The sequence below is a fragment of the Streptomyces sp. NPDC043908 genome (genome assembly GCF_056435525.1).
This window is the reverse complement of record NZ_JBWKEI010000016.1, coordinates 62,276-85,778: the sequence shown is the minus strand read 5'-3', so window position 1 is coordinate 85,778 and position 23,503 is coordinate 62,276. Positions and strand designations below refer to the sequence as shown.

General features: G+C 71.8%; 23 protein-coding genes. 12 read left to right on the top strand and 11 right to left on the bottom strand.

Features of this window, described 5'->3' with window-relative positions; genetic code table 11:
• The first annotated feature begins 157 nt into the window (after nt 1-157).
• Nucleotides 158-2,266 (top strand): FUSC family protein, encoded by a 2,109-nt coding sequence (locus AC069K_RS29630; protein ID WP_478621475.1) that lies wholly within the window; start codon nt 158-160, stop codon nt 2,264-2,266.
• A gap of 15 nt (nt 2,267-2,281) precedes the next feature.
• Here AC069K_RS29630 and AC069K_RS29625 read toward each other — a convergent pair whose 3' ends face one another.
• Nucleotides 2,282-2,782: a hypothetical protein gene (locus AC069K_RS29625; protein ID WP_365100107.1), complete on the bottom strand. Its 501-nt coding sequence runs from the start codon at nt 2,780-2,782 to the stop codon at nt 2,282-2,284.
• A gap of 243 nt (nt 2,783-3,025) precedes the next feature.
• Between AC069K_RS29625 and AC069K_RS29620 the strand changes: the two genes are divergently transcribed.
• Nucleotides 3,026-3,265 (top strand): DUF397 domain-containing protein, encoded by a 240-nt coding sequence (locus AC069K_RS29620; RefSeq protein ID WP_180357232.1) that lies wholly within the window; start codon nt 3,026-3,028, stop codon nt 3,263-3,265.
• A gap of 99 nt (nt 3,266-3,364) precedes the next feature.
• Here the strand turns inward: AC069K_RS29620 and AC069K_RS29615 are convergent, their stop codons facing one another.
• Nucleotides 3,365-3,868 (bottom strand): ATP-binding protein, encoded by a 504-nt coding sequence (locus tag AC069K_RS29615; RefSeq protein ID WP_365100109.1) that lies wholly within the window; start codon nt 3,866-3,868, stop codon nt 3,365-3,367.
• Nucleotides 3,869-4,179: 311 nt separating this feature from the next.
• Between AC069K_RS29615 and AC069K_RS29610 the strand changes: the two genes are divergently transcribed.
• The 3 genes from AC069K_RS29610 (at nt 4,180) to AC069K_RS29600 (ending at nt 7,287) form a co-directional block, all read left to right on the top strand.
• Nucleotides 4,180-5,043, top strand: a complete 864-nt coding sequence (locus AC069K_RS29610; protein ID WP_358831936.1) for a helix-turn-helix domain-containing protein — start codon at nt 4,180-4,182, stop codon at nt 5,041-5,043.
• A gap of 107 nt (nt 5,044-5,150) precedes the next feature.
• Nucleotides 5,151-6,608, top strand: coding sequence for an aldehyde dehydrogenase family protein (locus AC069K_RS29605; RefSeq protein ID WP_358831935.1), 1,458 nt, complete (start codon nt 5,151-5,153; stop codon nt 6,606-6,608).
• A gap of 61 nt (nt 6,609-6,669) precedes the next feature.
• Nucleotides 6,670-7,287, top strand: a complete 618-nt coding sequence (locus AC069K_RS29600; RefSeq protein ID WP_478621470.1) for a PadR family transcriptional regulator — start codon at nt 6,670-6,672, stop codon at nt 7,285-7,287.
• 218 nt (nt 7,288-7,505) lie between these two features.
• On the opposite strand, the gene gad is transcribed toward AC069K_RS29600, so the two are convergent.
• Together gad and AC069K_RS29590 are read right to left on the bottom strand one after the other, a co-directional pair.
• Nucleotides 7,506-8,936, bottom strand: coding sequence for a glutamate decarboxylase (gene gad / locus AC069K_RS29595; RefSeq protein ID WP_365100113.1), 1,431 nt, complete (start codon nt 8,934-8,936; stop codon nt 7,506-7,508).
• 17 nt (nt 8,937-8,953) lie between these two features.
• Nucleotides 8,954-9,319, bottom strand: coding sequence for a YbjQ family protein (locus tag AC069K_RS29590; RefSeq protein ID WP_358831932.1), 366 nt, complete (start codon nt 9,317-9,319; stop codon nt 8,954-8,956).
• A 172-nt stretch (nt 9,320-9,491) separates the two neighbouring features.
• Between AC069K_RS29590 and AC069K_RS29585 the strand changes: the two genes are divergently transcribed.
• Nucleotides 9,492-10,193 (top strand): DedA family protein, encoded by a 702-nt coding sequence (locus AC069K_RS29585; protein WP_478621467.1) that lies wholly within the window; start codon nt 9,492-9,494, stop codon nt 10,191-10,193.
• A gap of 183 nt (nt 10,194-10,376) precedes the next feature.
• Here the strand turns inward: AC069K_RS29585 and AC069K_RS29580 are convergent, their stop codons facing one another.
• Together AC069K_RS29580 and AC069K_RS29575 are read right to left on the bottom strand one after the other, a co-directional pair.
• A complete protein-coding gene (locus AC069K_RS29580) occupies nt 10,377-12,077 on the bottom strand; it encodes a threonine/serine exporter family protein (protein ID WP_478621465.1) in 1,701 nt (566 codons plus the stop codon).
• A gap of 71 nt (nt 12,078-12,148) precedes the next feature.
• The gene (locus AC069K_RS29575; RefSeq protein ID WP_101389400.1) at nt 12,149-12,643 is read right to left on the bottom strand and encodes an inorganic diphosphatase; all 495 of its coding nucleotides are present in this window, start codon (nt 12,641-12,643) and stop codon (nt 12,149-12,151) included.
• 238 nt (nt 12,644-12,881) lie between these two features.
• Here AC069K_RS29575 and dacB point away from each other — a divergent pair, with 238 nt between their 5' ends.
• From dacB to folE, 6 genes are all read left to right on the top strand, one after another.
• Entirely contained in the window at nt 12,882-14,249 is a 1,368-nt protein-coding gene (gene dacB, locus AC069K_RS29570; protein ID WP_365100302.1) for a D-alanyl-D-alanine carboxypeptidase/D-alanyl-D-alanine endopeptidase, read from the top strand.
• Between the two features lie 54 nt (nt 14,250-14,303).
• Nucleotides 14,304-15,443, top strand: coding sequence for a zinc-dependent metalloprotease (locus AC069K_RS29565; RefSeq protein WP_478621462.1), 1,140 nt, complete (start codon nt 14,304-14,306; stop codon nt 15,441-15,443).
• 209 nt (nt 15,444-15,652) lie between these two features.
• A complete protein-coding gene (gene tilS, locus AC069K_RS29560; RefSeq protein ID WP_478621460.1) occupies nt 15,653-16,723 on the top strand; it encodes a tRNA lysidine(34) synthetase TilS in 1,071 nt (356 codons plus the stop codon).
• Between the two features lie 52 nt (nt 16,724-16,775).
• Nucleotides 16,776-17,315: a hypoxanthine phosphoribosyltransferase gene (gene hpt, locus AC069K_RS29555; protein WP_159689106.1), complete on the top strand. Its 540-nt coding sequence runs from the start codon at nt 16,776-16,778 to the stop codon at nt 17,313-17,315.
• Nucleotides 17,316-17,496: 181 nt separating this feature from the next.
• Nucleotides 17,497-19,524 carry an ATP-dependent zinc metalloprotease FtsH gene (ftsH, locus tag AC069K_RS29550; RefSeq protein WP_358831927.1) on the top strand — a complete coding sequence of 676 codons (2,028 nt, stop codon included), beginning with the start codon at nt 17,497-17,499 and terminating at the stop codon, nt 19,522-19,524.
• A gap of 109 nt (nt 19,525-19,633) precedes the next feature.
• Nucleotides 19,634-20,239, top strand: a complete 606-nt coding sequence (folE, locus tag AC069K_RS29545; RefSeq protein ID WP_358831926.1) for a GTP cyclohydrolase I FolE — start codon at nt 19,634-19,636, stop codon at nt 20,237-20,239.
• 94 nt (nt 20,240-20,333) lie between these two features.
• On the opposite strand, the gene AC069K_RS29540 is transcribed toward folE, so the two are convergent.
• The 5 genes from AC069K_RS29540 to folP all read right to left on the bottom strand — a co-directional run bounded on the left by AC069K_RS29540 (nt 20,334) and on the right by folP (nt 23,476).
• Nucleotides 20,334-20,813 carry a DUF3180 domain-containing protein gene (locus AC069K_RS29540; RefSeq protein ID WP_478621458.1) on the bottom strand — a complete coding sequence of 160 codons (480 nt, stop codon included), beginning with the start codon at nt 20,811-20,813 and terminating at the stop codon, nt 20,334-20,336.
• 52 nt (nt 20,814-20,865) lie between these two features.
• Nucleotides 20,866-21,480: a 2-amino-4-hydroxy-6-hydroxymethyldihydropteridine diphosphokinase gene (gene folK / locus AC069K_RS29535; RefSeq protein WP_358831924.1), complete on the bottom strand. Its 615-nt coding sequence runs from the start codon at nt 21,478-21,480 to the stop codon at nt 20,866-20,868.
• Entirely contained in the window at nt 21,477-21,836 is a 360-nt protein-coding gene (gene folB / locus AC069K_RS29530; protein ID WP_101389407.1) for a dihydroneopterin aldolase, read from the bottom strand. The genes folK and folB overlap by 4 nt, the downstream gene beginning before the upstream one ends.
• A 207-nt stretch (nt 21,837-22,043) precedes the next feature.
• Nucleotides 22,044-22,505, bottom strand: a complete 462-nt coding sequence (locus AC069K_RS29525; RefSeq protein WP_365100127.1) for a nuclear transport factor 2 family protein — start codon at nt 22,503-22,505, stop codon at nt 22,044-22,046.
• Nucleotides 22,502-23,476 carry a dihydropteroate synthase gene (folP, locus tag AC069K_RS29520; RefSeq protein ID WP_478621454.1) on the bottom strand — a complete coding sequence of 325 codons (975 nt, stop codon included), beginning with the start codon at nt 23,474-23,476 and terminating at the stop codon, nt 22,502-22,504. Before folP ends, AC069K_RS29525 begins: the two co-directional genes overlap by 4 nt.
• Nucleotides 23,477-23,503: the final 27 nt, after the last annotated feature.

Below are 23,503 nucleotides of genomic sequence, written 5' to 3'. Positions count from 1 at the left end.
GCACCGGGCGCGCCCGGTCCCCCGACCGGGCGCCTCCGGGCGAGCCCACCCCAAGGCGGCTCCCCATCGGGGCCAGCCCCCGGCGGCTCCCCCCAAGCGCCCACCACCAGCCAGCCCCACCCGCCCCCACCCCACCCCCCCCCGATACGCTCGGGGTATGGGCTGGGTCGCCGCGTTGAAGGAGGCCGGGCGGTCGGGGCTGAGCGTCGAGCGGCGGCGGCTCGAACCCGCCGTGGCGCTGCGCGGCGCGGCCGGCGTCGCCCTCGTCGTCGGTGTCAGCCTGGTCGCGCTCGGCCCCACGGCCGCCGTGAGTTCGGCGTTCGGCGCGTTCCAGGCGGCCATCGCCACCTTCCAGCGCAGCTGGCGTCCCCGCCCGGTGCTGGCGCTCGCCTCCGGCGCGAGCCTCGCCGTCTCCACCTTCCTGGGCTACCTCGTCGGCGCCCACTCCCCGTTCTTCCTGGCCCTGCTCGCCCTGTGGACGTTCACGGCCGGTCTCGCCTGGGCGGTCGGCCCCACCGCCGGGATCATCGCCTCGTCGAACGTGGCGATCATGCTGGTCACCGTCACCCTGCCCACGTCGATCGCGGTCGCCGCCGGGCACGCGGCGATGATCGCGGCGGGCGGGGTCGTCCAGGCGGCCCTCGTCGTGCTCGTCCCGATCCGCCGCTGGGGCGCCCAGCGCGACGCGCTCGCCGACGCCCTCGCCGCCGTGGCCGACTACGCGCGGCGGCTGCGGCACGACCCGCGTGCCCCGTTCGATCCGCAGCCCCTGATGACGGCCCGGCTCGCCGCAGCCGTCACCCCCCGCGAGGCTCGCCGCCGCCCGGCGGAGCTGCGCGGGTCCCGGGGCGTGGCCGAGCGCATCCGCCCGGTCCTCGCCTCCCTCGCCGACCCCGCGCTCGGCGTCCCGCAGGAGGGCCCCGAGCGTGACCGGGTGCGCGAACTGCTCGGCGCCGCCGCCTCCGTGCTCGACGCGGCCGCCCGGGCCATCCGGCACGGCGAGGCCGTGCGCGTCCCCCCGCCCGCCGAGGCCGCGCTGCGCACGCCCGACACCGGCGCCATCCTCACCGGCCCCGCCCGGCGCGCCGCCACCCGGCTGACCGCGCTCCTCGGCGACGTCATGGAGACGGCCGAGGGCACCGGAGGCGAGGGGGCCGAACCGCTGATGCGGCCCACCCTGCCCCGGCTCGTCCCGCTCGCCCTGGCCACCATGCGCAAGGAGCTGGGCCGCCGCGACTCCCCGGTCTTCCGGCACGCCGCCCGTGTCTGCGCGGTCGCCGCCACCGGCTACCTCCTCGGCAAGGTACTGCCGCTGGGCCACGGCTACTGGGCGCCCATGGCCGCCGTCATGGTGATGCGCCCGGACTTCTCCCAGACGTACTCCCGCGCGGTCGCCCGCTTCGGCGGCACCCTCGTCGGCGTCGCCCTCGCCACCGGTCTCGTCCAGCTCACCCACCCGGGCCCGGGCCTGTCCGTCACGCTGGCGGTGCTCTGCGCGTTCCTGATGTACCTGCTGATGCGTACGGGCTACGCGGCGGCCAGCGCGTGCGTCTCCGCGTATGTGGTCTTCCTGCTCGGCACCGGGGGTTCGCAGTGGACCCAGACCGTCCCCGACCGAGTGCTGCTCACGTTGCTCGGCGGGGTCCTCGCGATGGCCGCGTACGCGCTCTACCCGGCCTGGGAGACGCCCCGGCTGCGTACCCGGCTCGCCGACTGGCTGGCGGCCTGCGGACGGTACGCGGCGGCCGTCACCGACCGGTACGCCGACCCCGCTGCCCCCGCCGACGCGGTGCGCCGGACGCTGCTCGACACCCGGGCGGCCCGGCTCGCCTGGCAGGAGGCGCTGGAGCGGGCCACCCACGAACCGGTGCGCCACCGGGGACTGTCCAGGTCGGCGGCCGAGGAGGCCGGGCGGGCGGTCGAGCAGCTCGGCCGGATCGCGATGCTGATGGAGGCGCACGTACCCGAGCGGGGCGCGCGCCCGGTCCCGGCCGCCGGGGCGTTCGCGGGGGCGCTGCGCCGCGCCACCGAGCGGGGCGCGCGGGCGGTGCGGGAGCGGCGGGTGCCGCGGTGGGACGAGGTGCAGGAGGCGCTGGCCGCGTGGGACCGGGAGGCGGGGCCCGACCGGTCCGACCGGGTGGTGCGCAAGGGCGCCGGGCTGCTGCTCGACCGCCTGGCGGAGCTGTCGGACGCGCTGGCCCCGCCCGCCCCGCCGATGGCCGTCAAGGACACCGGGCAGCCGTCGTCCCGCCGGGGGAGTCCGTGAGGGGAGGCGTCCGGGTCAGGGGGTCGGCAGGCCCGCCGTCGGGATGCCGGTGGGGAGCTTTCCGTCCAGCTCGGACTTGGTGAAGGTGTCGGTCGCGCCGCCCTCCCACTTCACCGTGAGGGTCTTGCCGTCCTTGCTCAGCGAGGGCATGCCGGCGGCGCGGTCGGTGTTGCCGTCGGCGCACTTGAGCTCGATCATCGCCATGCCGTTGTCGCTGACCGTGCCGCTGCACGTGTGCTCGCCGCCCAGCGCCACGTTCGTGCCACTGATCACCAGAGCGGTCGGCTTGCCCTGGAGGACGGCCGCCCAGGCTCCGGCGATGTCCTTGGCTGCCACTGTGCCGCCACCGTTGCTGCCGTTTCCGGCGCCGCCGGTCGCGGTGGGGCTCGCGCTCTTCCCGCCCCCGTCCGGGCTCTTGCCGGCCTTGTCGCCGCCGTCCGAACCGGAGCACCCGGCCAGGGCGAGACAGGCGGCGAGGGCCACGGCGCCCGCCCCGTCACGTACATGCCTGCGCACTGTTGTCTTCCCCTTGCCTCGACGATTTCCGGACGCGACAAGCTACCAGCGCGTGAACCTTCCGGGCGTGGGACGCGTCTATACCCAGTGGACGAGTAGTCCAACCCGGTGGAATTGCCTGTAACGACCCGAGTACCGCCCGTGCACGTGCATATGCTCATGCAGGCGCACATGAACACGGCTATGATCCGGGGCAGTTGACCTTTCACAGATGTACGTCTGCACATCCCCCCGGGAGCGACCTTGCACCACGCGTACAACGGCATGGCGGCAACGGAGCTTCAGGGTGTCGTCTGGCAGAAGAGCCGCCACAGCAACTCCCAGGGAACGTGCGTGGAGTTCGCGCGACTGCCCGGCGGAAGGGTCGCCGTCCGCAACTCGACGTTCCCGGACGGCCCCGCGCTGGTCTACACGCGCGCGGAGATCGAGGCCATGCTCCTGGGCGTCAAGGACGGCGAGTTCGACCACCTGATCACGGACTGATCGGCGACTCCGGAAACGCGAAGACCCCGCAAACGCGAACGGGCCCCCGCGCGGGGGCCCTCATGCCGTACGGGTGCGGAAAGACGCGCCTGTCCGGGCTCAGTCGGCCGGCTGGAGGCGGAACAGCGCCCAGACCACCTTGCCGCTCAGCGTGCCCGTGAGCGGGTGCCAGCCCCAGGAGTCGCTGAAGGAGTCCACCAGGAACAGGCCGCGCCCCGACTCGGCGTCGCAGTCGTCGGAGCCGGGCGAGGACGGACAGTCCATGCTGGGGTCGCGCACCGCGCACACCAGCCGGCTGGTCCAGCGCATCAGGTGCAGCCGCACCGGCGGAGCGTCCGGCTCCCGGCCGGTGTCGGCGGGCAGCGCGTGCCGCAGGGCGTTGGTGACGAGCTCGGAGACGACCAGGGCCACCTCGTCGAAGCGCTCCGCCAGGTCCCACTGGCCGAGCGTCTTCTTGGTGAACTGGCGTGCCCCGCGGACGGCCTCGAAGCGGGCGGGCAGCGCACAGGAGGCGGAACTGGCCACCGCGGAGGGGTCGATGGGCGGGAGGGCCTGCCTTAAAGGCTCCAACGGCTCCAGCATGGTCGATCCATTCGTCCCCATGCGAGGCACTCCCGGGATTCGCGGCCGTGGCGGTACAGGCGAACGTGGCGTACAGCAGAACAGAACGCTAGGCACAGCAGGACACAAGACGAGCACGCAGGTGCGCGGGGACCATGGTTCCGAATGCCTGCTCCTGATGCAAGGGCAGATGCACGTGCACGTGCCAGGCCTGTCCGAACCCGTGGTGATTGTTGCTCATTTCTTCCCGCGGCCGATTTCGGAGCTTGACCATTTCCGTAATCGAATGAGTACGGGGTGAAGCGTTTTGGTGGCAGACTGCCGTGCACCGTCGGTTGGGGAGGGACAGCGAAGTGACCGCAGGAGAGTCGAGCGGGTCGGTGGTCCGGCGCATTCTGCTGGGATCACAGCTCAGGCGCCTGCGCGAGTCCCGGGGCATCACCCGTGAGGCCGCCGGGTATTCGATCAGGGCGTCCGAGTCGAAGATCAGTCGTATGGAGTTGGGGCGGGTGAGCTTCAAGGCCAGGGATGTCGAAGACCTGCTGACGCTCTACGGGGTCACCGACGACGCCGAGCGCGCGTCGCTCCTGGGGCTCGCGAAAGAGGCCAACATCGCGGGCTGGTGGCACAGTTACGGCGACGTGCTGCCCGGCTGGTTCCAGACGTACATCGGCCTGGAGGGCGCGGCCTCGCTCATCCGGATCTACGAAGTGCAGTTCGTCCACGGCCTGTTGCAGACCGAGGCGTACGCCAACGCCGTCGTCCGGCGCGGGATGCCCAACGGCTCCAGCGCCGAGATCGACCGCCGGGTGGCGCTGCGCCTGGAGCGCCAGAAGGCGCTGGTCTCCGAGCGCGCCCCGAAGTTCCACGCCGTCCTCGACGAGGCGGCGCTGCGCCGCCCGTACGGCGAACGGGATGTGATGCGCGGCCAGTTGAAGCACCTCATCGAGGTGTCCGAGCAGCCGAACGTGACGCTCCAGGTGATGCCGTTCAGCTTCGGCGGCCACGCGGGCGAGAGCGGGGCGTTCACCCTGCTGCGCTTCCCCGAGTCCGACCTCTCCGACATCGTCTATCTGGAGCAGCTCACCAGCTCGCTCTATCTGGACAAGCCGGAGGAGGTCGCCCAGTACGAGCGGGCGATGGAACGGCTCCAGAAGGACAGTCCGGGACCGGAGGAGAGCCGCGATCTTCTCCGTGGACTGCTCCAACTCATCTGATACGTCAGTACGATGACGTCACATCAGGGTTGTGCAGCGGAAGCGGGGGACACAGTGGACGCGACGACGGACACGGTGGCGGCGCAGTGGCAGCAGTAAGGGATGGCATGTCCTTCTTCACCGACCTGGCCCACCAGTACATCGACGGCGAGTGGCGTACCGGCAGCGGGTCGTGGGACATCATCGACTTCGATCCGTACAACGGGGAGAAGCTCGCCGCCATCACGGTCGCCACGGTGGACGAGGTCGACGAGGCCTATCGCGCGGCCGAGCGCGCCCAGGTCGGCTGGGGCGAGACCAACCCCTACAGCCGAAGACTGGTCTTCGAGCGCGCGCTGCGGATCACCGAGGAGCGCGAGCCGGAGATCATCGAGGCGATCGTCACCGAGCTGGGCGGCACCCGCCTCAAGGCCGGGTACGAGGTCCACCTCGCCAAGGAGTTCCTGCGCGAGGCGATACAGCTGGCGATACGACCGGAGGGCCGGATCCTGCCGTCGCCCGTCGACGGCAAGGAGAACCGCGTCTACCGGCTGCCGGTCGGCGTGGTCGGGGTCATCAGCCCCTTCAACTTCCCCTTCCTGGTGACGCTGAAGTCGGTCGCGCCCGCCCTGGCGCTCGGCAACGCCGTCGTCATCAAGCCGAACCAGAACGCGCCGGTGGTCGGCGGCGGCCTCATCGCCAAGATCTTCGAGGACGCGGGCCTGCCGGCCGGACTGCTGAACGTGCTGGTCACCGATATCGCCGAGATAGGCGACGCGTTGATAGAGCACCCGGTGCCCAAGGTGATCTCCTTCGCGGGCTCCGACCGCACCGGCCGCCATGTGGCCGCCGTCGCGGGCAGCCACTTCAAACGGGCCATCCTGGAACTGAGCGGCAACAGCGCGCTGGTGGTCCTGGACGACGCGGACATCGACTACGCGGTCGAGGCGGCGGTCTTCAGCCGCTTCGTCTACCAGGGCCAGGTCTGCATGGCCGCCAACCGCGTCCTGGTGGACCGGAGCATCGAGCAGAAGTTCACCGAGAAGTTCTGCGCCCGGGTCGCGGCCCTCAAGACCGGCGACCCGGCCGACCCGGCGACCGACATCGGCCCGGTCATCAACAGCTTCCAGGCGGACGCGCTCACCGCGCTCGTCGACCAGGCCCTCGCCGAGGGCGCCACCGCGCTCGTACGGGGACGTACGCGCGGCAGCCTCGTCGAGCCGACCGTGCTGACCGGGCTGCCCGAGGACTCCCCGCTGCTGCGGCAGGAGATCTTCGGCCCGGTGGTGCTGCTGCTCTCCTTCGACGGCGAGGAGGAGGCGGTACGGATGGCCAACGACAGCCCGTACGGCCTGAGCGGCGCCGTCCACACCGGCAACGTGGAGCGGGGCGTGCGGTTCGCCAAGCGGATCGTCACCGGGATGATCCACGTCAACGACTCGACCATCCAGGACGAGCCGTTGGTGTCGTTCGGCGGCGAGAAGTACTCCGGGCTCGGGCGGCTGAACGGCGACTCCACGATCGAGGCGTTCACCACCCAGAAGTGGATCTCCGTGCAGCACGGGAGGAGCCTGTTCCCGTTCTGATCCCCTCGCGCGCACGGAGCTGGTTGCTCCCGCGAACGGCCGAGGTCATAGGCTGACGCGCATGTCAGCGATCCGACTCCTCGTCCTCGGCGCGATCCGCCGGCACGGCCGGGCGCACGGCTACCAGGTCCGCAACGACCTGGAGTACTGGGGCGCCCACGAGTGGTCCAACGCCAAGCCCGGCTCGATCTACCACGCCCTCAAACAGATGGCGAAGGAGGGCGTGCTGCTCGCCCACGAGATCGCGCCGAGCACGGCGGGCGGTCCGCCGCGTACCGAGTACGAGCTGACGGAGGCGGGCCGCGAGGAGTACCTGAAGCTGCTGCGGGCCGCGCTGACCTCGTACGACCAGAAGATGGACCTGCTCTCGGCGGCCATCGGCTTCATGGTCGACCTGCCGCGCGCGGAGGTGATGGCGCTGCTGCGCGACCGGCTGGAGCGGCTGGCGGCCTGGCGGAGCCGGGTGACCGAGCACTACACCCCCGAGGAGGGGCCCGAGTCCCTCGGCCACATCGGCGAGATCATGAACATGTGGGTCCACTCCGCGGACGCGGAGGCGGCGTGGACGGGCGGCCTGATCGCCAGGATCGAGTCGGGCGCGTACACGTTCAGGGGCGAGGGAGAGCCGTTCGTGGGGGTCCTGGCGGACGGCGAGGACAACCCGTACGCCGGGACGTGAGCGCGTCTGTCCGCGGGCCGGCGTGGGCGGGCCGCGCAGCTCCCCGCGCCCCCGGGGGCTACGGCTGCGGGTGCCCGCGCGCGAGATGCCTTGAGGGGCGCGGGGAACTGCGCGAGCAACCACGCACGATCCGCAGTCGAACACGCACCGCACCCCGTGACACGGCACCCCGTGACACCGCACCCCGCGAATGCGCCCCACACCTCCCCCACCCCACCTCAATGGTGGAAGGCCGTGGCCTCCGCCTCCTCCCGCCCCAGCGGAGCGCTCTGCCGCCGCAGCTCCGGCAGCAGCCGCCCCAGGTCCTCCACCAGCATCCCCGCCAGATCGGACGAGAACCCGTTGCGGCACACCACCCGCAGAACCGACAGGTCTTCGCGGTGCGGCGGGAACGTGTACGCCGGGACCAGCCAGCCCCGCTCCCGCAGCCGCCGCGACACGTCGAACACGTCGAACCGCTTCACCTCCGGCGCCGTGGTGAACGCGAACACCGGCAGCTCGGTCCCGCGCGTGAGCAGCCGGAAGTCGCCCAGCGCCTCGATGCGGTCGGCGAGCGAGCGCGCCACGTCCCGGGTGGTCCGCTGCACCGCCCGGAACCCTTCCCGGCCCAGCCGCAGGAACGTGTAGTACTGCGCCACCACCTGCGCCCCCGGCCGGGAGAAGTTCAGCGCGAAGGTGGGCATGTCGCCGCCCAGGTAGTTCACCCGGAAGACCAGCTCCTCCGGGAGCTCCTCCGCCGAGCGCCACAGGGCCCAGCCCACACCCGGGTACACCAGGCCGTACTTGTGCCCGGAGGTGTTGATCGAGGAGACCCTGGGCAGCCGGAAGTCCCACACCAGGTCCTCGTCGAGGAAGGGCGCCACCATCGCCCCCGACGCGCCGTCCACGTGGACCGGCACATCAAGACCCGTACGCTCCTGCAACGCGTCGAGGGCCGCGCAGAGTTCCGCGATCGGCTCGTACGATCCGTCGAAGGTCGAGCCGAGGATGCCCACCACGCCGATCGTGTTCTCGTCGCACAGCTCGGCCGCCGCCTGCGGGTCGAGGTGGAAGCGGTCGCCCTCCATCGGGACCTGGCGCGCCTCGACCTCCCAGAAGGCGCAGAACTTCTCCCAGCAGACCTGGACGTTCACGCCCATCACCAGGTTCGGCACCGCGTCCCGCCCGGGGTAGCGGTCCGCGTTCCGCTTCGCCCAGCGCCGCTTGAGCGCCATCCCGGCGAGCATGCAGGCCTCGCTCGACCCCGTCGTCGAGCAGCCCACGGCCCCGGCCGGGTCGGGCGCGTGCCACAGGTCCGCGAGCATCGCCACACAGCGCCGCTCCAGCTCGGCGGTGCGCGGGTACTCGTCCTTGTCGATCATGTTCTTGTCCCGGCACTCCGCCATCAGCACCGCCGCCTGTGGCTCCATCCAGGTGGTGACGAACGTGGCCAGGTTGAGGCGGGAGTTGCCGTCCAGCATCAGTTCGTCGTGGACGAGCTGGTACGCCGTGGAGGGGGCCAGCGGCCGGTCCGGCAGCCGGTGCCGGGGCGGCGCGGAGGTCATGGAGCCGACGGGGTCGGCCTCCCCGTAGAACGGGTTGAGGGCGAGCCGCCCGTGGTCCTCCTCGTGTTCCCGCGCCTTCTCGCCGCCACCCGGGTGCAGTGCCATGGTCGGGGTCCCCCGTCTCAGAGCTTCGTGATCACGACCGCCGTTCCGTACGCGCAGACCTCCGTCCCCACGTCGGCGGCCTCGGTGACGTCGAAGCGCATCATGAGGACGGCGTTCGCCCCTCGCGCGCGTGCCTGCTCGACCAGCCGTTCCATCGCCTGGTTGCGGGTCTGCACGAGCGTCTTGGTCAGCCCCTTCAGCTCGCCGCCGATCATGGACTTCAGGCCGGCGCCGATCTGGCTGCCGAGGTGCCGCGAGCGCACGGTCAGACCGAAGACCTCACCGATGACCTGCTGGACCTGGTAGCCGGGCACGTCGTTGGTGGTCACGACCAGTACGTCGGACTGCGGGCCCTGCCCGCCGCCGAAATCCTCGATGCTCATCGCGCCGCCTTCCTGGAGGATCCTGGGACCCAGCTTCGTACCCGCCCGGGCACAGCGCATCCCCAGGAGGCCGGTGGAACCTGGAGCCCGGCGGAGGCGTTGATAGCTTTGGCCCGTCAACACGCGCTTACGCGCCCCCCGCCCCCACCCTCACCCAGGAGCGCCGGAACCCGTGACCACCCTCGCACTCGGTCCGAGCTGGCTGGACCCCGACCAGCTGCTGTCGTCGTTCGGCCTGGCCGGTCTGCTGGTGATCGTCTTCGCCGAGTCCGGCCTGCTCATCGGCTTCTTCCTGCCGGGCGACTCGCTCCTGTTCACCACCGGTCTGCTGGTCACCAGCGGCAAGATCGACACCCCGCTGTGGCTGGTGTGCCTGCTGGTGGTGGCCGCGGCCGTGGTGGGCGACCAGGTGGGCTACCTCTTCGGCCGCAAGGTCGGCCCCTCGCTCTTCAACCGGCCGGACTCCAAGCTCTTCAAGCAGGAGAACGTGGAGAAGGCCCACGACTTCTTCGAGAAGTACGGCCCGAAGTCGCTGGTGCTGGCCCGGTTCGTGCCGATCGTCCGGACCTTCACGCCGATCATCGCGGGCGTCAGCCGGATGAACTACCGCTCCTTCATCACGTACAACGTGATCGGCGGCGCGCTGTGGGGCGCGGGCGTGACGCTGCTGGGCGCGGCGCTGGGCAACGTCGAGTTCGTGCACAAGAACATCGAGCTGATGCTGGTCGCGATCGTCCTGGTCTCGGTGGTCCCGATCGCGATCGAGTTCCTGCGGGCGCGTTCCAAGGCGAAGAAGGCGGGAGCGGGGGACCGGGGCCCCGCCGACATCGGCTCGCCCCGCCCGCCCCAGCGCAGGCGGCACGCGAAGCGCTGAACCCCGCGTACGGGGGGCGTCCTTCGGGGGCGCGGGGACTGCGTGGGCCGCCCACGGCCGACTACAGCGGCCCACGAGGGCGAACGGCGAACGAACGGCGGCACACTGCGCCCGTCAGAGCCCCGCGCCCGTCAGACCCCCCGCCCGTCAGAAGCCCCCCGCCCGTGAGAAGCCCCGCCCCCGTCAGAATCCGCGCGTCCGCTTCGCCGCCTTGCGGGCCGCCCCCGGCGCCTTGAGGAACATCCGCGACATCTCGCTCCCGAGGTTCACCCCGATCGCGATCGCCATCGCCAGCGCCGCCGCCTTGAGGATGTTGGCGAGTCCCTGGTCCCGGTGGTTCTGGGCGATCGCCAGCACGCCGAAGTACGTGGCGCTGCCCGGCAGCAGCGGCCCGATCGCCGCCGTCACGTACGGCAGCGCCGAGGTGTTGCGGTAGCGCGCGACCAACTGCCCGAAGAGGCCGACGAGCCCCGCCGCCACCGCCGTCGCCATGATGGGCGATCCGTGGGCGGTGACCGCGATCGACGCGTAGATCACCCACGCGACTCCGCCGTTCAGCGTGGCGATCCACACGGTGGACCGTTCCTGCTGGAGCAGCACGGCGAAGGTCAGGCAGAGCGCCATCGAGGCGAGCGTCTGGACGACGGGCCGCTCGATGGGGCTCAGGGCGCCCTCCGGGTTCAGCTTGGCGTCGACCTGGAGCCCCCCGTACAGCACGGTGAGCACACCGATCACGATCGCCACGAAGAAGTACGTGACCTCCAGCAGGCGGGCGGAGGCGGTGATGTAGAAGCCGGTCAGGCCGTCCTGCACGGCGGCCACCAGCGCCCGTCCGGGGATCAGGGCGAACAGTCCACCCGTGATGACCGCGGAGGGCCGCAGATCCCAGCCGAGCAGGCTGAGCGCCACCCCCATCGCCGCGGGCGGCATCGCCGCCACCACGAACTGGTAGAACTCCGGCAGTCCGCGCGCCGCGCAGAGCCAGGCGAGCCGGTCGCCCAGGATCGCGCCGGCCGCCGCCACCAGGAACACCGTCACGCCGCCGCCGACCAGCACCGAGGCCGCCCCGGCGAGGACGCCCGCGGCGAGGGTGAGGACCCAGCCGGGGTACGGGTGCCGGTTGCGGCGGATCTCCGCGAGGCGGCGGTAGGCCTCTTCCAGGGTGACGTCGTGGTCGGAGCTGGTCATGTCCGTGACGAGCCGGTGGACGGCCGCCAGGCGCGTGTAGTCGGTGCCCCGGCGGCGTACCGTCCGGTTCGCCGTGACCGGGTCGTCCACCAGGGACGGCTGGTGGGTGACGGCGAGCAGGGTGAAGGTCACCGTCGGCTCGCAGCGGTCCAGGCCGTAGCTGCGGCAGATGGCGAACATCGCCGCCTCGACGTCCTCGGCGCCCTCGCCGCCCGCGAGCAGCAGCTCGCCGATACGCAGCGTCAGGTCGAGCACGCGCGGCACGGCGGGCCCGGCGTCGTCGGTCTTCAGGGCCGTCTCCGGCACCGGCCGCTCACCCACCGGCATACGCAGCATGGTGCGCATCCGGTCCTGCCAGGGCGCGTCCTTGGACAGGCGCACCAGCGGCAGTCCCGCCGTGGTGACGACGGCGGACGGCGCCTCGCGGGCCGAGTAGGTGCTGGGCGGCGCGAAGGCCGACGCGGGGGCCTGTTCGGCCGCCGGCTCCGGCTCCGGGACCCCGGCGGGCAGCGCGAACTCGGAGGTCGGCGCGTCCTCCTCCGGAGGGCCGGGCTGCGCCACCCCGTCGGGAGCCGCGAAGGCGCTCCGCGCCTCGTCAGAGGGCTTGCGCTCCTCCGGCTCCTGCTGCTCAGGCACCCCTTGCCTCCCTCCGGTCCCTTGCGTACGCAAGCGTGTGCCCAGTATGTGGGCGATCATCAAGTCGTACGACAACGGGCGGCGCACCCCGGAAGGTGCACCGCCCGTCGTCGTACCGGTTCACAGGTGCGTCAGTGCGCGCCGCCCTGCGCCTCGAGGCGCTTGTAGGAGGCCTTGATCTCTTCCTCGGCCTCGGCGCGGCCGACCCAGTTGGCGCCCTCGACGGACTTGCCGGGCTCCAGGTCCTTGTAGACCTCGAAGAAGTGCTGGATCTCCAGGCGGTCGAACTCCGACACGTGGTGGATGTCGCGCAGGTGCTCGACACGCGGGTCGGACGCCGGCACGCAGAGCAGCTTGTCGTCGCCGCCCGCCTCGTCGGTCATGCGGAACATGCCGATGGCACGGCAGCGGATCAGGCAGCCCGGGAAGGTCGGCTCGTCCAGGATGACCAGCGCGTCCAGCGGGTCACCGTCCTCGCCGAGGGTGTTCTCCACGAAGCCGTAGTCCGCCGGGTAGCTGGTCGAGGTGAAGAGGCGACGGTCCAGGCGGATCCTGCCGGTCTCGTGGTCCACCTCGTACTTGTTCCGCGAACCCTTCGGGATCTCGATGGTGACGTCGAACTCCACGGGTGGCTCTCCTCCATGATCAGCACATGCATTGGTCGGTTCCCGCGTCCCCCGGGTCGGGCCCGGGACACTCAGCCGGATGGGGCCGCCGGTGCTGACCCGGTGTGCCATGTTCGCGGCAAGACGCAGTTCTGGTGATTAAGTGTCCCTCACGCAGGTGTGTGATCGCGAAAGGGGCTGGTCCTCGGTGCCGGGACCCAAGACATGGCAGCTCATCGCGGGTGCGGCTGCGGTAGGCATGGCAGTGGCGGCCGGAGCGGTGGCCACGGCCGGTCCCTGGGACTCGGGTCAGCGTACGGCCGAGCGCGACCGCGCAGCGGCTCACCGGTCAACAGGTGGCGCACATCACCTGGGCGCGCCCCCCTCACCGGCGCCCGCGCCCAGCGCCAGGGGCGTGCTCGCCGCGCTGAGCGCCCCCGCGGACGCGCCGGCGGACAGCACGCTCGACCAGGTCCTCGGCCCCCTCCTCGCCTCACCCGGCCTCGGCCCGCAGCCCTCCGCGGCGGTGTACGACACGGTCACCGGCAGACAGCTCTACGGGCAGCGCGCGGACACCGCCATGACGCCCGCCTCCACCGTCAAGATCGCCACTGCCACCGCCGCCCTGTCGGCGCTCGGCCCCGGCCACCGCATCCCCACCACCGTCGTCGCCCCCGCCACCGGCACCGAGCTCACCCTGGTCGGCGGCGGCGACCCCACGCTCGGCAAGGACGGCCTGCGCGCCCTCGCCGACGCCACCGCCCGCGCCCTGCGCGCCCGGGGAGCCACCACCGCCTCCCTCACCTACGACCTCTCCCGCTACAGCGGCCCCGAGCGCCACCCCATCGGCCCGAACGAGAACATCGCGCCCGTCGTCGCCCTGATGACCGACGAGGCACGCGTGGACGGAAGCGACAGCGGCCCCGCGCCGCGCAGCTGGGACCCGGCCGGTGACACCGCCCGTACGTTCGCCTCGCTCCTGCGCGAGCGCGGCATCACCGCCGGCCCGCCCCGGCCGGGACGGGCCCCGCAGGGCGCCGGAGAGCTCGCCCGCACCCTCTCCGCGCCGCTGTCCGACCTGGTCGAGCGGATGCTCACCAACAGCGACAACGACCTCGCCGAGGCGCTCGCCCGCCAGACCGCCGTCGCCGCCGGACGGCCCGCCGACTTCGACGGGGCCGCCAAAGCGGTCGCCGACCGGATCGCCGCGCTCGGCCTTCCGCAGGCCGCCGGAGCCCGGTTCGCCGACGGCAGCGGCCTCAGCCGCGAGAACCGCGTCAGCGCCCAGCTCCTGACCCTGCTCCTCGCGCGCGCGGCCGACCCCGCCCACCCGGAGCTGCGGCCGGTCCTCACCGGTCTGCCGGTCGCCGGGTTCACCGGCACCCTGCGCGCCCGCTACGGGACCGCCTCCGCCGGGACCGGACTCGTCCGCGCCAAGACCGGCACCCTCTCGGGCGTCAACGCGCTCGCGGGCACGGTCGTGGACGCCGACGGCCATCTGCTCACCTTCGCCTTCCTCGCCTCCGGCACCCCCGGCCCCGACGCCGCCCAGCACGCGCTCGACCGCCTCGCCGAGCGGCTCGCCCGGTGCGGCTGCCGGGCCGGCTCCCCGGTCCCCGCCCCGTAATCACCCGGCGTCGGCCCTCCTCCCCCGCGCGGGAGGACAACGTACGGTTGACGCATGACGAGCATCGGTGGTGCCGCTTCCTCTGGGATGGTCGACTGGAACCTCGCGGTGGCGACCGCGACCCGCCTGGTGAGGCCGGGGCCCGAAGTGAGCCGCGACGAGGCACGGGCCGTCGTCGCGGAGCTCCGCGGGCACGCGAAGGCCTCGGAGGAACACGTACGGGCGTTCACCCGGATGATCCCGGAGGGTGTGCGGCCCGCCGACACCCCCGTCCTCGTGGTCGACCGCGCGGGCTGGGTCAAGGCCAACGTGGCCGGATTCCGGGAACTTCTGAAGCCCCTGCTCGACAAGATGCAGGAGCGCCGGGGGAGCGGCCCGGGCAGCGCCGTCTTCGGCGCGGTCGGCGGCAAGGTCACCGGCGTCGAGCTGGGCATGCTGCTGAGCTTCCTGTCCTCGCGCGTGCTCGGGCAGTACGAGACGTTCGCGCCCGCCACCCGCGAGCTCCCGGCCGGGGAGAACGGCGGCGGACGGCTGCTCCTGGTCGCGCCCAACATCGTCCACGTGGAGCGCGAGCTCGACGTCGACCCGCACGACTTCCGGCTCTGGGTGTGCCTGCACGAGGAGACGCACCGCACCCAGTTCACCGGCGTGCCCTGGCTGCGCGACCACCTGGAGGGCGAAATCCAGTCATTTCTCGGGGAGACCGACGTCGACCCGATGACCGTCCTGGAGCGGCTGCGCGAGGCCGCCCAGTCGCTCGCCGGAAGCCGCCCCGAGGGCGAGGAGGGCGAAAGCGGGCGCTCCCTGGTCGAGCTGGTGCAGACGCCCGCCCAGCGGGAGATCCTCGGCCGGCTCACCGCCGTGATGTCACTCCTGGAGGGCCACGCCGACTTCGTGATGGACGGCGTGGGACCGCAGGTCGTGCCCTCGGTGGCGGAGATCCGCGAGAAGTTCCAGCAGCGCCGCGCCAAGGGCGCCTCCCGCCTCGACCAGGCCCTGCGCAAGCTCCTCGGCCTCGACGCCAAGCTGCGCCAGTACCGCGACGGCGAACGGTTCGTCCGGGCCGTCGTCGACCAGGTCGGTATGGACGGTTTCAACCGGGTCTGGACCTCCCCCAACACGCTCCCGACCAAGGCGGAGATCGCCAAACCGGCGGACTGGGTCGCGCGGGTGCACAGCAGGACGGACGGCTGAGCGGGCGAGCGCCGACCGCACCCACGTACCCGAAGGCCCCGGCTGTCCCCCGGAAATGCGCAGGATCACCCATCCGAGGGACCGTAGGGCATGGGTAGGCGTGCAATGCTCGGGTATCGGCTCGGTTCTGTCACCATCTACGCACTCTGTGTGACCGATCTTTCCCCTCGTCCCGAGGCACCCCCCAACTTCACCGAAGGGCACCGGACATGGGTCCCCATCCTGCGGTCGCGGCGATACGCCTGGCGGTCCGCCGCGTACTCCACGACGTCCTGCGCGACGCGCTCGTCCTCCACGACGGCCGCACGCCGCCCCCCGACACCCCCCTCGACCTCCCGCGCGCCACCGCGCGCGAGGGCGGCGCCGACGGACCCCTGGTCCTCGTCGCCTGCTCCGGAGGCGCCGACTCCATGGCGCTCGCCTCCGCCCTCGCCTTCGAATCCCGCAAGCTCTCCGTCCGCGCCGGCGCCGTCACCGTCGACCACGGCCTCCAGCCCGGCTCCGACCAGCGCGCCGCCGAGGTCGCCGCCCGGCTCACCGCGCTGGGGCTCGACCCGGTCGAGGCCATCACCGTGAAGGTGGGCCGCGAGGGCGGCCCCGAGGCCGCCGCCCGCGACGCCCGCTACGCCGCCCTGGACGCCGCCGCCGAGCGCCACGGCGCCGCCGCGGTCCTGCTCGGCCACACCCGCGACGACCAGGCGGAGACGGTCCTGCTCGGCCTCGCCCGCGGCTCGGGCACCCGCTCCCTGTCCGGCATGGCCGCCGTCTCCGGCGCCCACGGCCGCTACCGCCGCCCCTTCCTCCAGCTCGACCGGCACACCGCCCGCAAGGCCTGTCTGGTCCAGTCGCTGCCCGTCTGGGACGACCCGCACAACGCCGACCCCGCCTACACCCGCTCGCGGCTGCGCCACGAAGGCCTGCCCGCCCTGGAGAAGGCGCTCGGCAAAGGCGTCGTGGAAGCCCTGGCGCGTACCGCCGAGCTCTCCCGCGACGACGCCGACGCCCTGGACGCCTGGGCCGCCGAGGCCGACCCCTCGGTCCGGGACGAGGCCGGCGAGCTGCTGTGCGGAAAGCTCTACGCGCTGCCCGCCGCGGTCCGCCGCCGGGTGCTGCGCAAGGCCCTCATCCGCGCCGGTTCCCCCGCCGGCTCGCTCTTCGCCCGCCATGTCGAGGAGGTCGACCGCCTGATCACGGGCTGGCGCGGCCAGCGGGCCATCAACCTCCCCGGGCGCGTCGAGGCACGGCGGCAGGGTGGCAGACTGGTCATCCGGCAGAGCTGAGCTCAGTTACGTACAACGAACCAAGAAAGCGGCCCGGGTGAACGAGAAGGACATGGGCACCGACCTCCAGTCGGTGCTCATCACCAAGGAAGAGATCGACGCCAAGCTGGTCGAGCTGGCCGCGAAGATCGACGCGGAGTACGCGGGCAAGGACCTCCTGATCGTCGGCGTCCTCAAGGGTGCCGTCATGGTCATGGCGGACCTGGCCCGCGCGCTGTCCACCCCGGTGACCATGGACTGGATGGCCGTCTCCTCCTACGGAGCGGGCACCCAGTCCTCCGGCGTCGTCCGCATCCTCAAGGACCTCGACACCGACATCAAGGGCAAGCACGTCCTGATCGTCGAGGACATCATCGACTCCGGCCTCACGCTGTCCTGGCTGCTCTCCAACCTCGGATCCCGCGAGCCCGCCTCCCTGGAGGTCTGCACGCTGCTCCGTAAGCCGGATGCCGCAAAGGTCGCGATCGACGTGAAGTGGATCGGATTCGACATTCCGAATGAGTTCGTCGTCGGATATGGCCTTGACTACGCCGAGAAGTACCGCAATCTCCCCTTTGTCGGGACGCTGGCCCCGCACGTCTACGGCGGCTGAACCGGGTACCCGGACGGGAACTCGGAGCCCCCCTCCCGCGTTGGAGCTTGGGAAGGCGGGTTTGTCAGCCGTCCCTTGCGGTCTCGGGTGACAATGCTGGGGTACCGTCCGAAGAACAGTCTTTACTCACAGCAGCATTTACCTACGGGCAGGAGGGACGGGGCGTTCTCGCTCCGTATGGATGGACGTGAAGCGATACTTCCGTGGGCCGGTCATGTGGATCGTGCTGGCCGTCCTCGCCGTGGTCGTGTTGATGCAGGTCGTCGGCTCGTCGGGCGGCTACAAGACGGTGGACACCTCCGAGGTCGTCCAGGCGATCGACAAGAACCAGGTAGACGAAGCCAAGATCACGACCGGCGACGAGTCGGTCATCAAGGTCGACCTCAAGGACGGCCAGAAGGTCAAGGGCGCCAACAAGATCCAGGCGAGCTACATCGGCGACGCCCAGGGCACCAGCCTGGCCAACAAGCTCCAGGGCAAGTTCGACAGCGGAGACCTGACCAAGGGCTACACGGTCTCCCCCTCGAAGCAGAACCCGATCGTGGGGATCCTGCTCTCGCTGCTCCCCTTCGTCCTCATCGTCGTCGTCTTCCTGTTCCTGATGAACCAGATGCAGGGCGGCGGCTCCCGGGTCATGAACTTCGGGAAGTCCAAGGCGAAGCTCATCACCAAGGACACCCCGAAGACGACGTTCTCGGACGTCGCCGGGGCCGATGAGGCCGTCGAGGAGCTCCACGAGATCAAGGAGTTCCTCCAGGAGCCGGCGAAGTTCCAGGCCGTCGGCGCCAAGATCCCCAAGGGCGTGCTGCTGTACGGCCCGCCCGGCACCGGCAAGACCCTCCTCGCGCGCGCCGTCGCGGGCGAGGCCGGCGTCCCCTTCTACTCGATCTCCGGCTCCGACTTCGTCGAGATGTTCGTCGGCGTCGGCGCCTCCCGGGTGCGCGACCTCTTCGAGCAGGCCAAGGCGAACGCCCCGGCGATCGTCTTCGTCGACGAGATCGACGCCGTCGGCCGGCACCGCGGCGCGGGCCTCGGCGGCGGCCACGACGAGCGCGAGCAGACGCTCAACCAGCTGCTCGTCGAGATGGACGGCTTCGACGTGAAGGGCGGTGTCATCCTGATCGCCGCCACCAACCGGCCCGACATCCTCGACCCGGCCCTCCTGCGCCCCGGCCGCTTCGACCGCCAGATCGCGGTCGACCGCCCGGACATGCAGGGCCGTCTGGAGATCCTCAAGGTCCACCAGAAGGGCAAGCCGGTCGCCCCGGACGTCGACCTCGCGGCCGTCGCCCGGCGCACCCCCGGCTTCACCGGCGCCGACCTGTCGAACGTGCTGAACGAAGCGGCGCTCCTCACGGCGCGCAGCAACCAGAAGCTGATCGACAACCACATGCTGGACGAGGCGATCGACCGCGTCGTGGCGGGCCCGCAGAAGCGGACCCGGATCATGTCCGACAAGGAGAAGAAGATCACCGCGTACCACGAGGGCGGACACGCCCTGGTCGCGGCGGCCTCCCCGAACTCGGACCCGGTCCACAAGATCACGATCCTGTCGCGCGGCCGTGCCCTCGGCTACACGATGGTCCTGCCGGACGAGGACAAGTACTCGACCACGCGCAACGAGATGCTCGACCAGCTCGCCTACATGCTGGGCGGGCGCGCGGCCGAGGAGCTCGTCTTCCACGACCCGACCACGGGCGCGGCGAACGACATCGAGAAGGCCACGGCCACCGCACGCGCGATGGTCACGCAGTACGGCATGACCGAGCGGCTCGGCGCGATCAAGTTCGGCGGCGACAACACGGAGCCGTTCCTGGGCCGTGAGATGGCGCACCAGCGCGACTACTCGGAAGAGGTCGCGGCGCTGGTCGACGAAGAGGTCAAGAAGCTCATCGAGACCGCGCACAACGAGGCGTGGGAGATCCTCGTCGAGAACCGCGACGTCCTCGACAACCTGGTCCTGCGGCTTCTTGAGAAGGAGACGCTGGGCAAGGAGGAGATCGCCGAGATCTTCGCCCCCATCGTCCGGCGCCCCGCGCGCCCGGCCTGGACGGGCTCCTCGCGGCGTACGCCGTCGACGCGCCCGCCGGTCCTGTCGCCGAGGGAGCTGGCCCTGACCAACGGCGCCACCACCGCCAACGGCTCGGCCCCGACCGACGCGGTCCCGACCGAGCAGCTCCCGGCCCCGGAGGACCGCCCCGAGAGCTGACCCTCGGCTCCCGCCGGACCCGGAATGCACGCCGCGCCCCCCAGGTTTTAGCCTGTGGGGGCGCGGCGCATTCGTACGTCCGTGCAGAGACACGAGGAACGAGGCACAGATGACCGACCCGGTGACGCTGGACGGCCAGGGCCGTATCGGCGAGTTCGACGAGAAGCGGGCCGAGAACGCCGTGCGCGAGCTCCTCATCGCGGTCGGCGAGGACCCGGACCGCGAGGGCCTGCGGGAGACGCCGGGGCGGGTGGCCCGGGCTTACCGGGAAATATTCGCGGGTCTGTGGCAGCAGCCGCAGGACGTGCTGACCACGACGTTCGACCTCGGCCACGACGAGATGGTCCTGGTGAAGGACATCGAGGTCATGAGCAGCTGCGAACATCATCTGGTGCCCTTCGTGGGCGTGGCCCACGTCGGGTACATCCCGTCGGCGGACGGGAAGATCACGGGGCTGTCGAAGCTGGCCCGTCTCGTCGACGTGTACGCGCGGCGCCCGCAGGTGCAGGAGCGGCTGACCACGCAGATCGCGGACTCGCTGATGGAGATCCTGGAGCCGCGCGGCGTCATCGTCGTCGTGGAGTGCGAGCACATGTGCATGACCATGCGCGGGGTACGGAAGCCGGGCGCCAAGACGATCACGTCCGCGGTGCGCGGGCAGCTGCGTGACCCCGCCACGCGCGCGGAGGCGATGAGCCTCATCATGGCCCGCTGACGGGGCACGCGGCTCGGGCCGGCGGAGGCCGGTCGGGCGCTTGCCCGCACCCCAGCAGGCCCGGCCAAGCCGCCGGGCGCCCCAGGAGGCCCGGCTAAGCCGCCGGGACCTCTCCCTCGTCCTCGTCGTCCGGCAGCTTGCACACCCGTTCCAGGAAGAAGGCCGCCGCGACCACCGCGATGCCCGCCGCCACCGAGAAGGCCGCGTAGATCGCCTGGTCGCGGCGGGCCGGGATGTCCAGGGAGCCGAGGAGGAAGACGCCCGTCCCGCCGTACATCCCCGAGACCAGGGCGGCCACCAGGGCGCTGGACTGGCCGAAGACCACCGCGCGGGCCGCCATCAGGGGCTCGACGCCCTTCGCGCCGGGGCGCCGTTCGCGCTGGCCGCGCAGGCGGGAGCGGATGGAGAGGGCGGTGGCCAGGAGGATCACCGCGATCACGGCCAGGACGATGGGCGCGGCCAGCGGGACGCTCGGCAGGGTGCCCAGGGAGTCCCACAGCCGGGCGCCTGCCCAGGAGAGCACTCCGGCGACGGCGAAGAGTCCCGCCAGTACGCCCAGCCTCAGTTGTTTCACCGAAGAGTGCCCTTCATGTCGCCGGTCTTGCTCGCCGTCAGCAGCCTAACGATTACTCGGGCAGGCGGAGTTCCAGGTCGGCGCGCGGCAGCACACCTTCGCGGCCGATCGTGGCGAGCAGGGTGGCGACCGGGCCGCGGCCGGGGACCTGGGCCTCGGGGTCCACGTCCTGCCAGGGGGCGAGGACGAACGCCCGCTCGTGGGCGCGCGGGTGGGGGAGCGTCAGGACCGGGTCGTCCAGGACGAGATCGGCGTAGGCAACGATGTCGACGTCGATCGTGCGCGGGCCCCAGCGCTCCTCGCGGACCCGGTCGAAGGCCTCCTCGATGGCCTGGCCGCGCTCCAGCAGGGACGAGGGCGGCAGGGTCGTCTTCACCACGACCACCGCGTTGAAGTACGAGGGCTGGGAGCCGGGGGCGACGCCCCACGGCTCCGTCTCGTACACCGGGGAGACGGCCTTGACGCGCAGGCCGGGCGTGTCCTCCAGCGCGTCGATCGCGCCCTGGAGCGTCTCCAGGCGGTTGCCGAGGTTGGAGCCGAGCGAGATCACGGCTCGTTGCGGGTTGGACAGGGTGACGTCGGCCGCGTCCACCTGCTCGACCACGGACGTGGGCACCGGCTGGACGGTCGGGTCGCTCTGCGAGCTCTTGTGGGAGGACACAGTCATACTCGGCTCCGGGTGATGGTGATGGTCACGTCGTCGAAGGGGACGGTGATCGGCGCGTCGGGCTTGTGGACGCACACCTCCACCTGCTGGACCCCCGCATGCTTCAGACACTGCTGGGCGATGCGCTCGGCCAGCGTCTCGATCAGGTCGACCGGCTCGCCCTGGACGACGTCCACGACTTCCTCGGCCACCACGCCGTAGTGCACGGTCTTCGCCAGGTCGTCGTCGGCCGCCGCGGGGCGGGTGTCGAGGCCGAGCACCAGGTCCACGATGAAGGTCTGGCCCTCTTCGCGCTCCCGGGGGAAGACGCCATGGTGCCCGCGGGCCTTGAGGCCGCGCAGCGCGACACGATCCACGCGAATCACTCCTGCTGTCGTTGGTCGGTCGGGCACCCGCCGCGTGCGGGCGGCTCCGTACCCACCATCGAATCTACCTGCGGGCACTGACAGTGCTCGCCCACGGGGGCTATGGACAGACGGCGTCGGGACTGGTACCCGCCCCTACCCATGCCCTCCTGTTTCAACCCTCGGGAGCGGGCTGTTCAGCCGTCGGAATCCGGGGCTTCAGCCCTCGGGCCCCTCGTCCTCGTCCGTTTCGGTCAGGACGGGCGAGCCGTGGTGGGACCAGAGCTTCCAGCCCTCGGATGTGCGGCGGAACACATTGGTGGCGACCACGAGCTGGCCCACCAGCGGCCCGAGCTCGCCGCTCTCCTGGGCGGGTCCGCCGCTGAGGATGTTCTCGGTGCAGGTGACCAGGGCGGTGTCGGCGAGGACGACGACCTTCACATCGGTGAGGAAGAACTGGATGTACTCCGTGTTCGCCATGATCAGCGCGTACGAGCGGAGCACCTCGCCGCGTCCGGACAGGACCGGCCAGCCGGGGTGGACGCAGGAGATGGAGGTGTCCCCGGCGTCGGTGGCGCTGAGCCACAGGTCGGAGAGTTCGTCGAAGTCGCCGCGCTCCAGCGTCTCGTAGAAGGCGGTGTTGGCCTGCTCGACCGCCTCGACGTCGGTGCGGGCCGTCACGCGGTCGCCCCGGTCGTCCCGGTCGTTCCGGTAGGCCCTGTCGTCGACGTGGGCCCTGCTGTCCCGGTCAGCCCGGTCGTCCCCGTCATCCCCGTCGCCCCGGTCGTCGCGCCCGAGGCCCCTTCGACCGCGCGCGCGACGCGTACGGCGTCGGCCGTGGCGCGGACCTCGTGGACCCGGACCGCCCAGGCGCCCTCGTGGGCGGCGATGGCGGAGACGGCGGCGGTGGCGGCGTCCCGTTCGCGGGCGGGGGGCGGGCCGGATCCGTCGCCGGCCAGGACGTGGCCCAGGAAGCGCTTGCGGGAGGCGGCGACGAGCAGGGGGCGGCCCAGCGCCCGCAGCTCGGCCAGGTGGGCGACGAGCGCCAGGTCGTGCTCGGCCTGCTTGGCGAAGCCGAGACCGGGGTCGATGACGATCCGCTCGGGCGCGATGCCGCCGGCGACGACCGCCTCCACGCGCGCGTGGAGCTCGGCGAGCACTTCGGCGACCACGTCCCCGTACACCGCGCGGCTGTTCATGTCCTGGCTGAAACCGCGCCAGTGCATGACGACGAAGGGGGCCTCCGTGGCGGCCACCACGGGGATCATGTTCGGGTCGGCGAGGCCGCCGCTGACGTCGTTGACGAGCAACGCGCCCGCCGCGACGGCCTGTTCGGCGACGCTGGCGCGCATGGTGTCGACGGAGACGGTGACGCCCTCGGCGGCGAGGCCGCGCACCACGGGGACGACCCGGCGCAGCTCCTCGTCCTCGTCGACGCGGGTGGCGCCGGGGCGGGTCGACTCGCCGCCGACGTCCACCAGGTCGGCGCCCTCGGCGACGAGGTCGAGGCCGTGCTTGACCGCGGCCGCGGTGTCGAACCAGCGGCCGCCGTCGGAGAAGGAGTCGGGCGTGACGTTGACCACGCCCATCACCGCACAGCGGTCCCACTCGGGCAGCCCGGTCACCGTGCCCCGTCGGCGCAACGTACTCATACGTCCAGCGTAGGCGTCAGCCCGTGG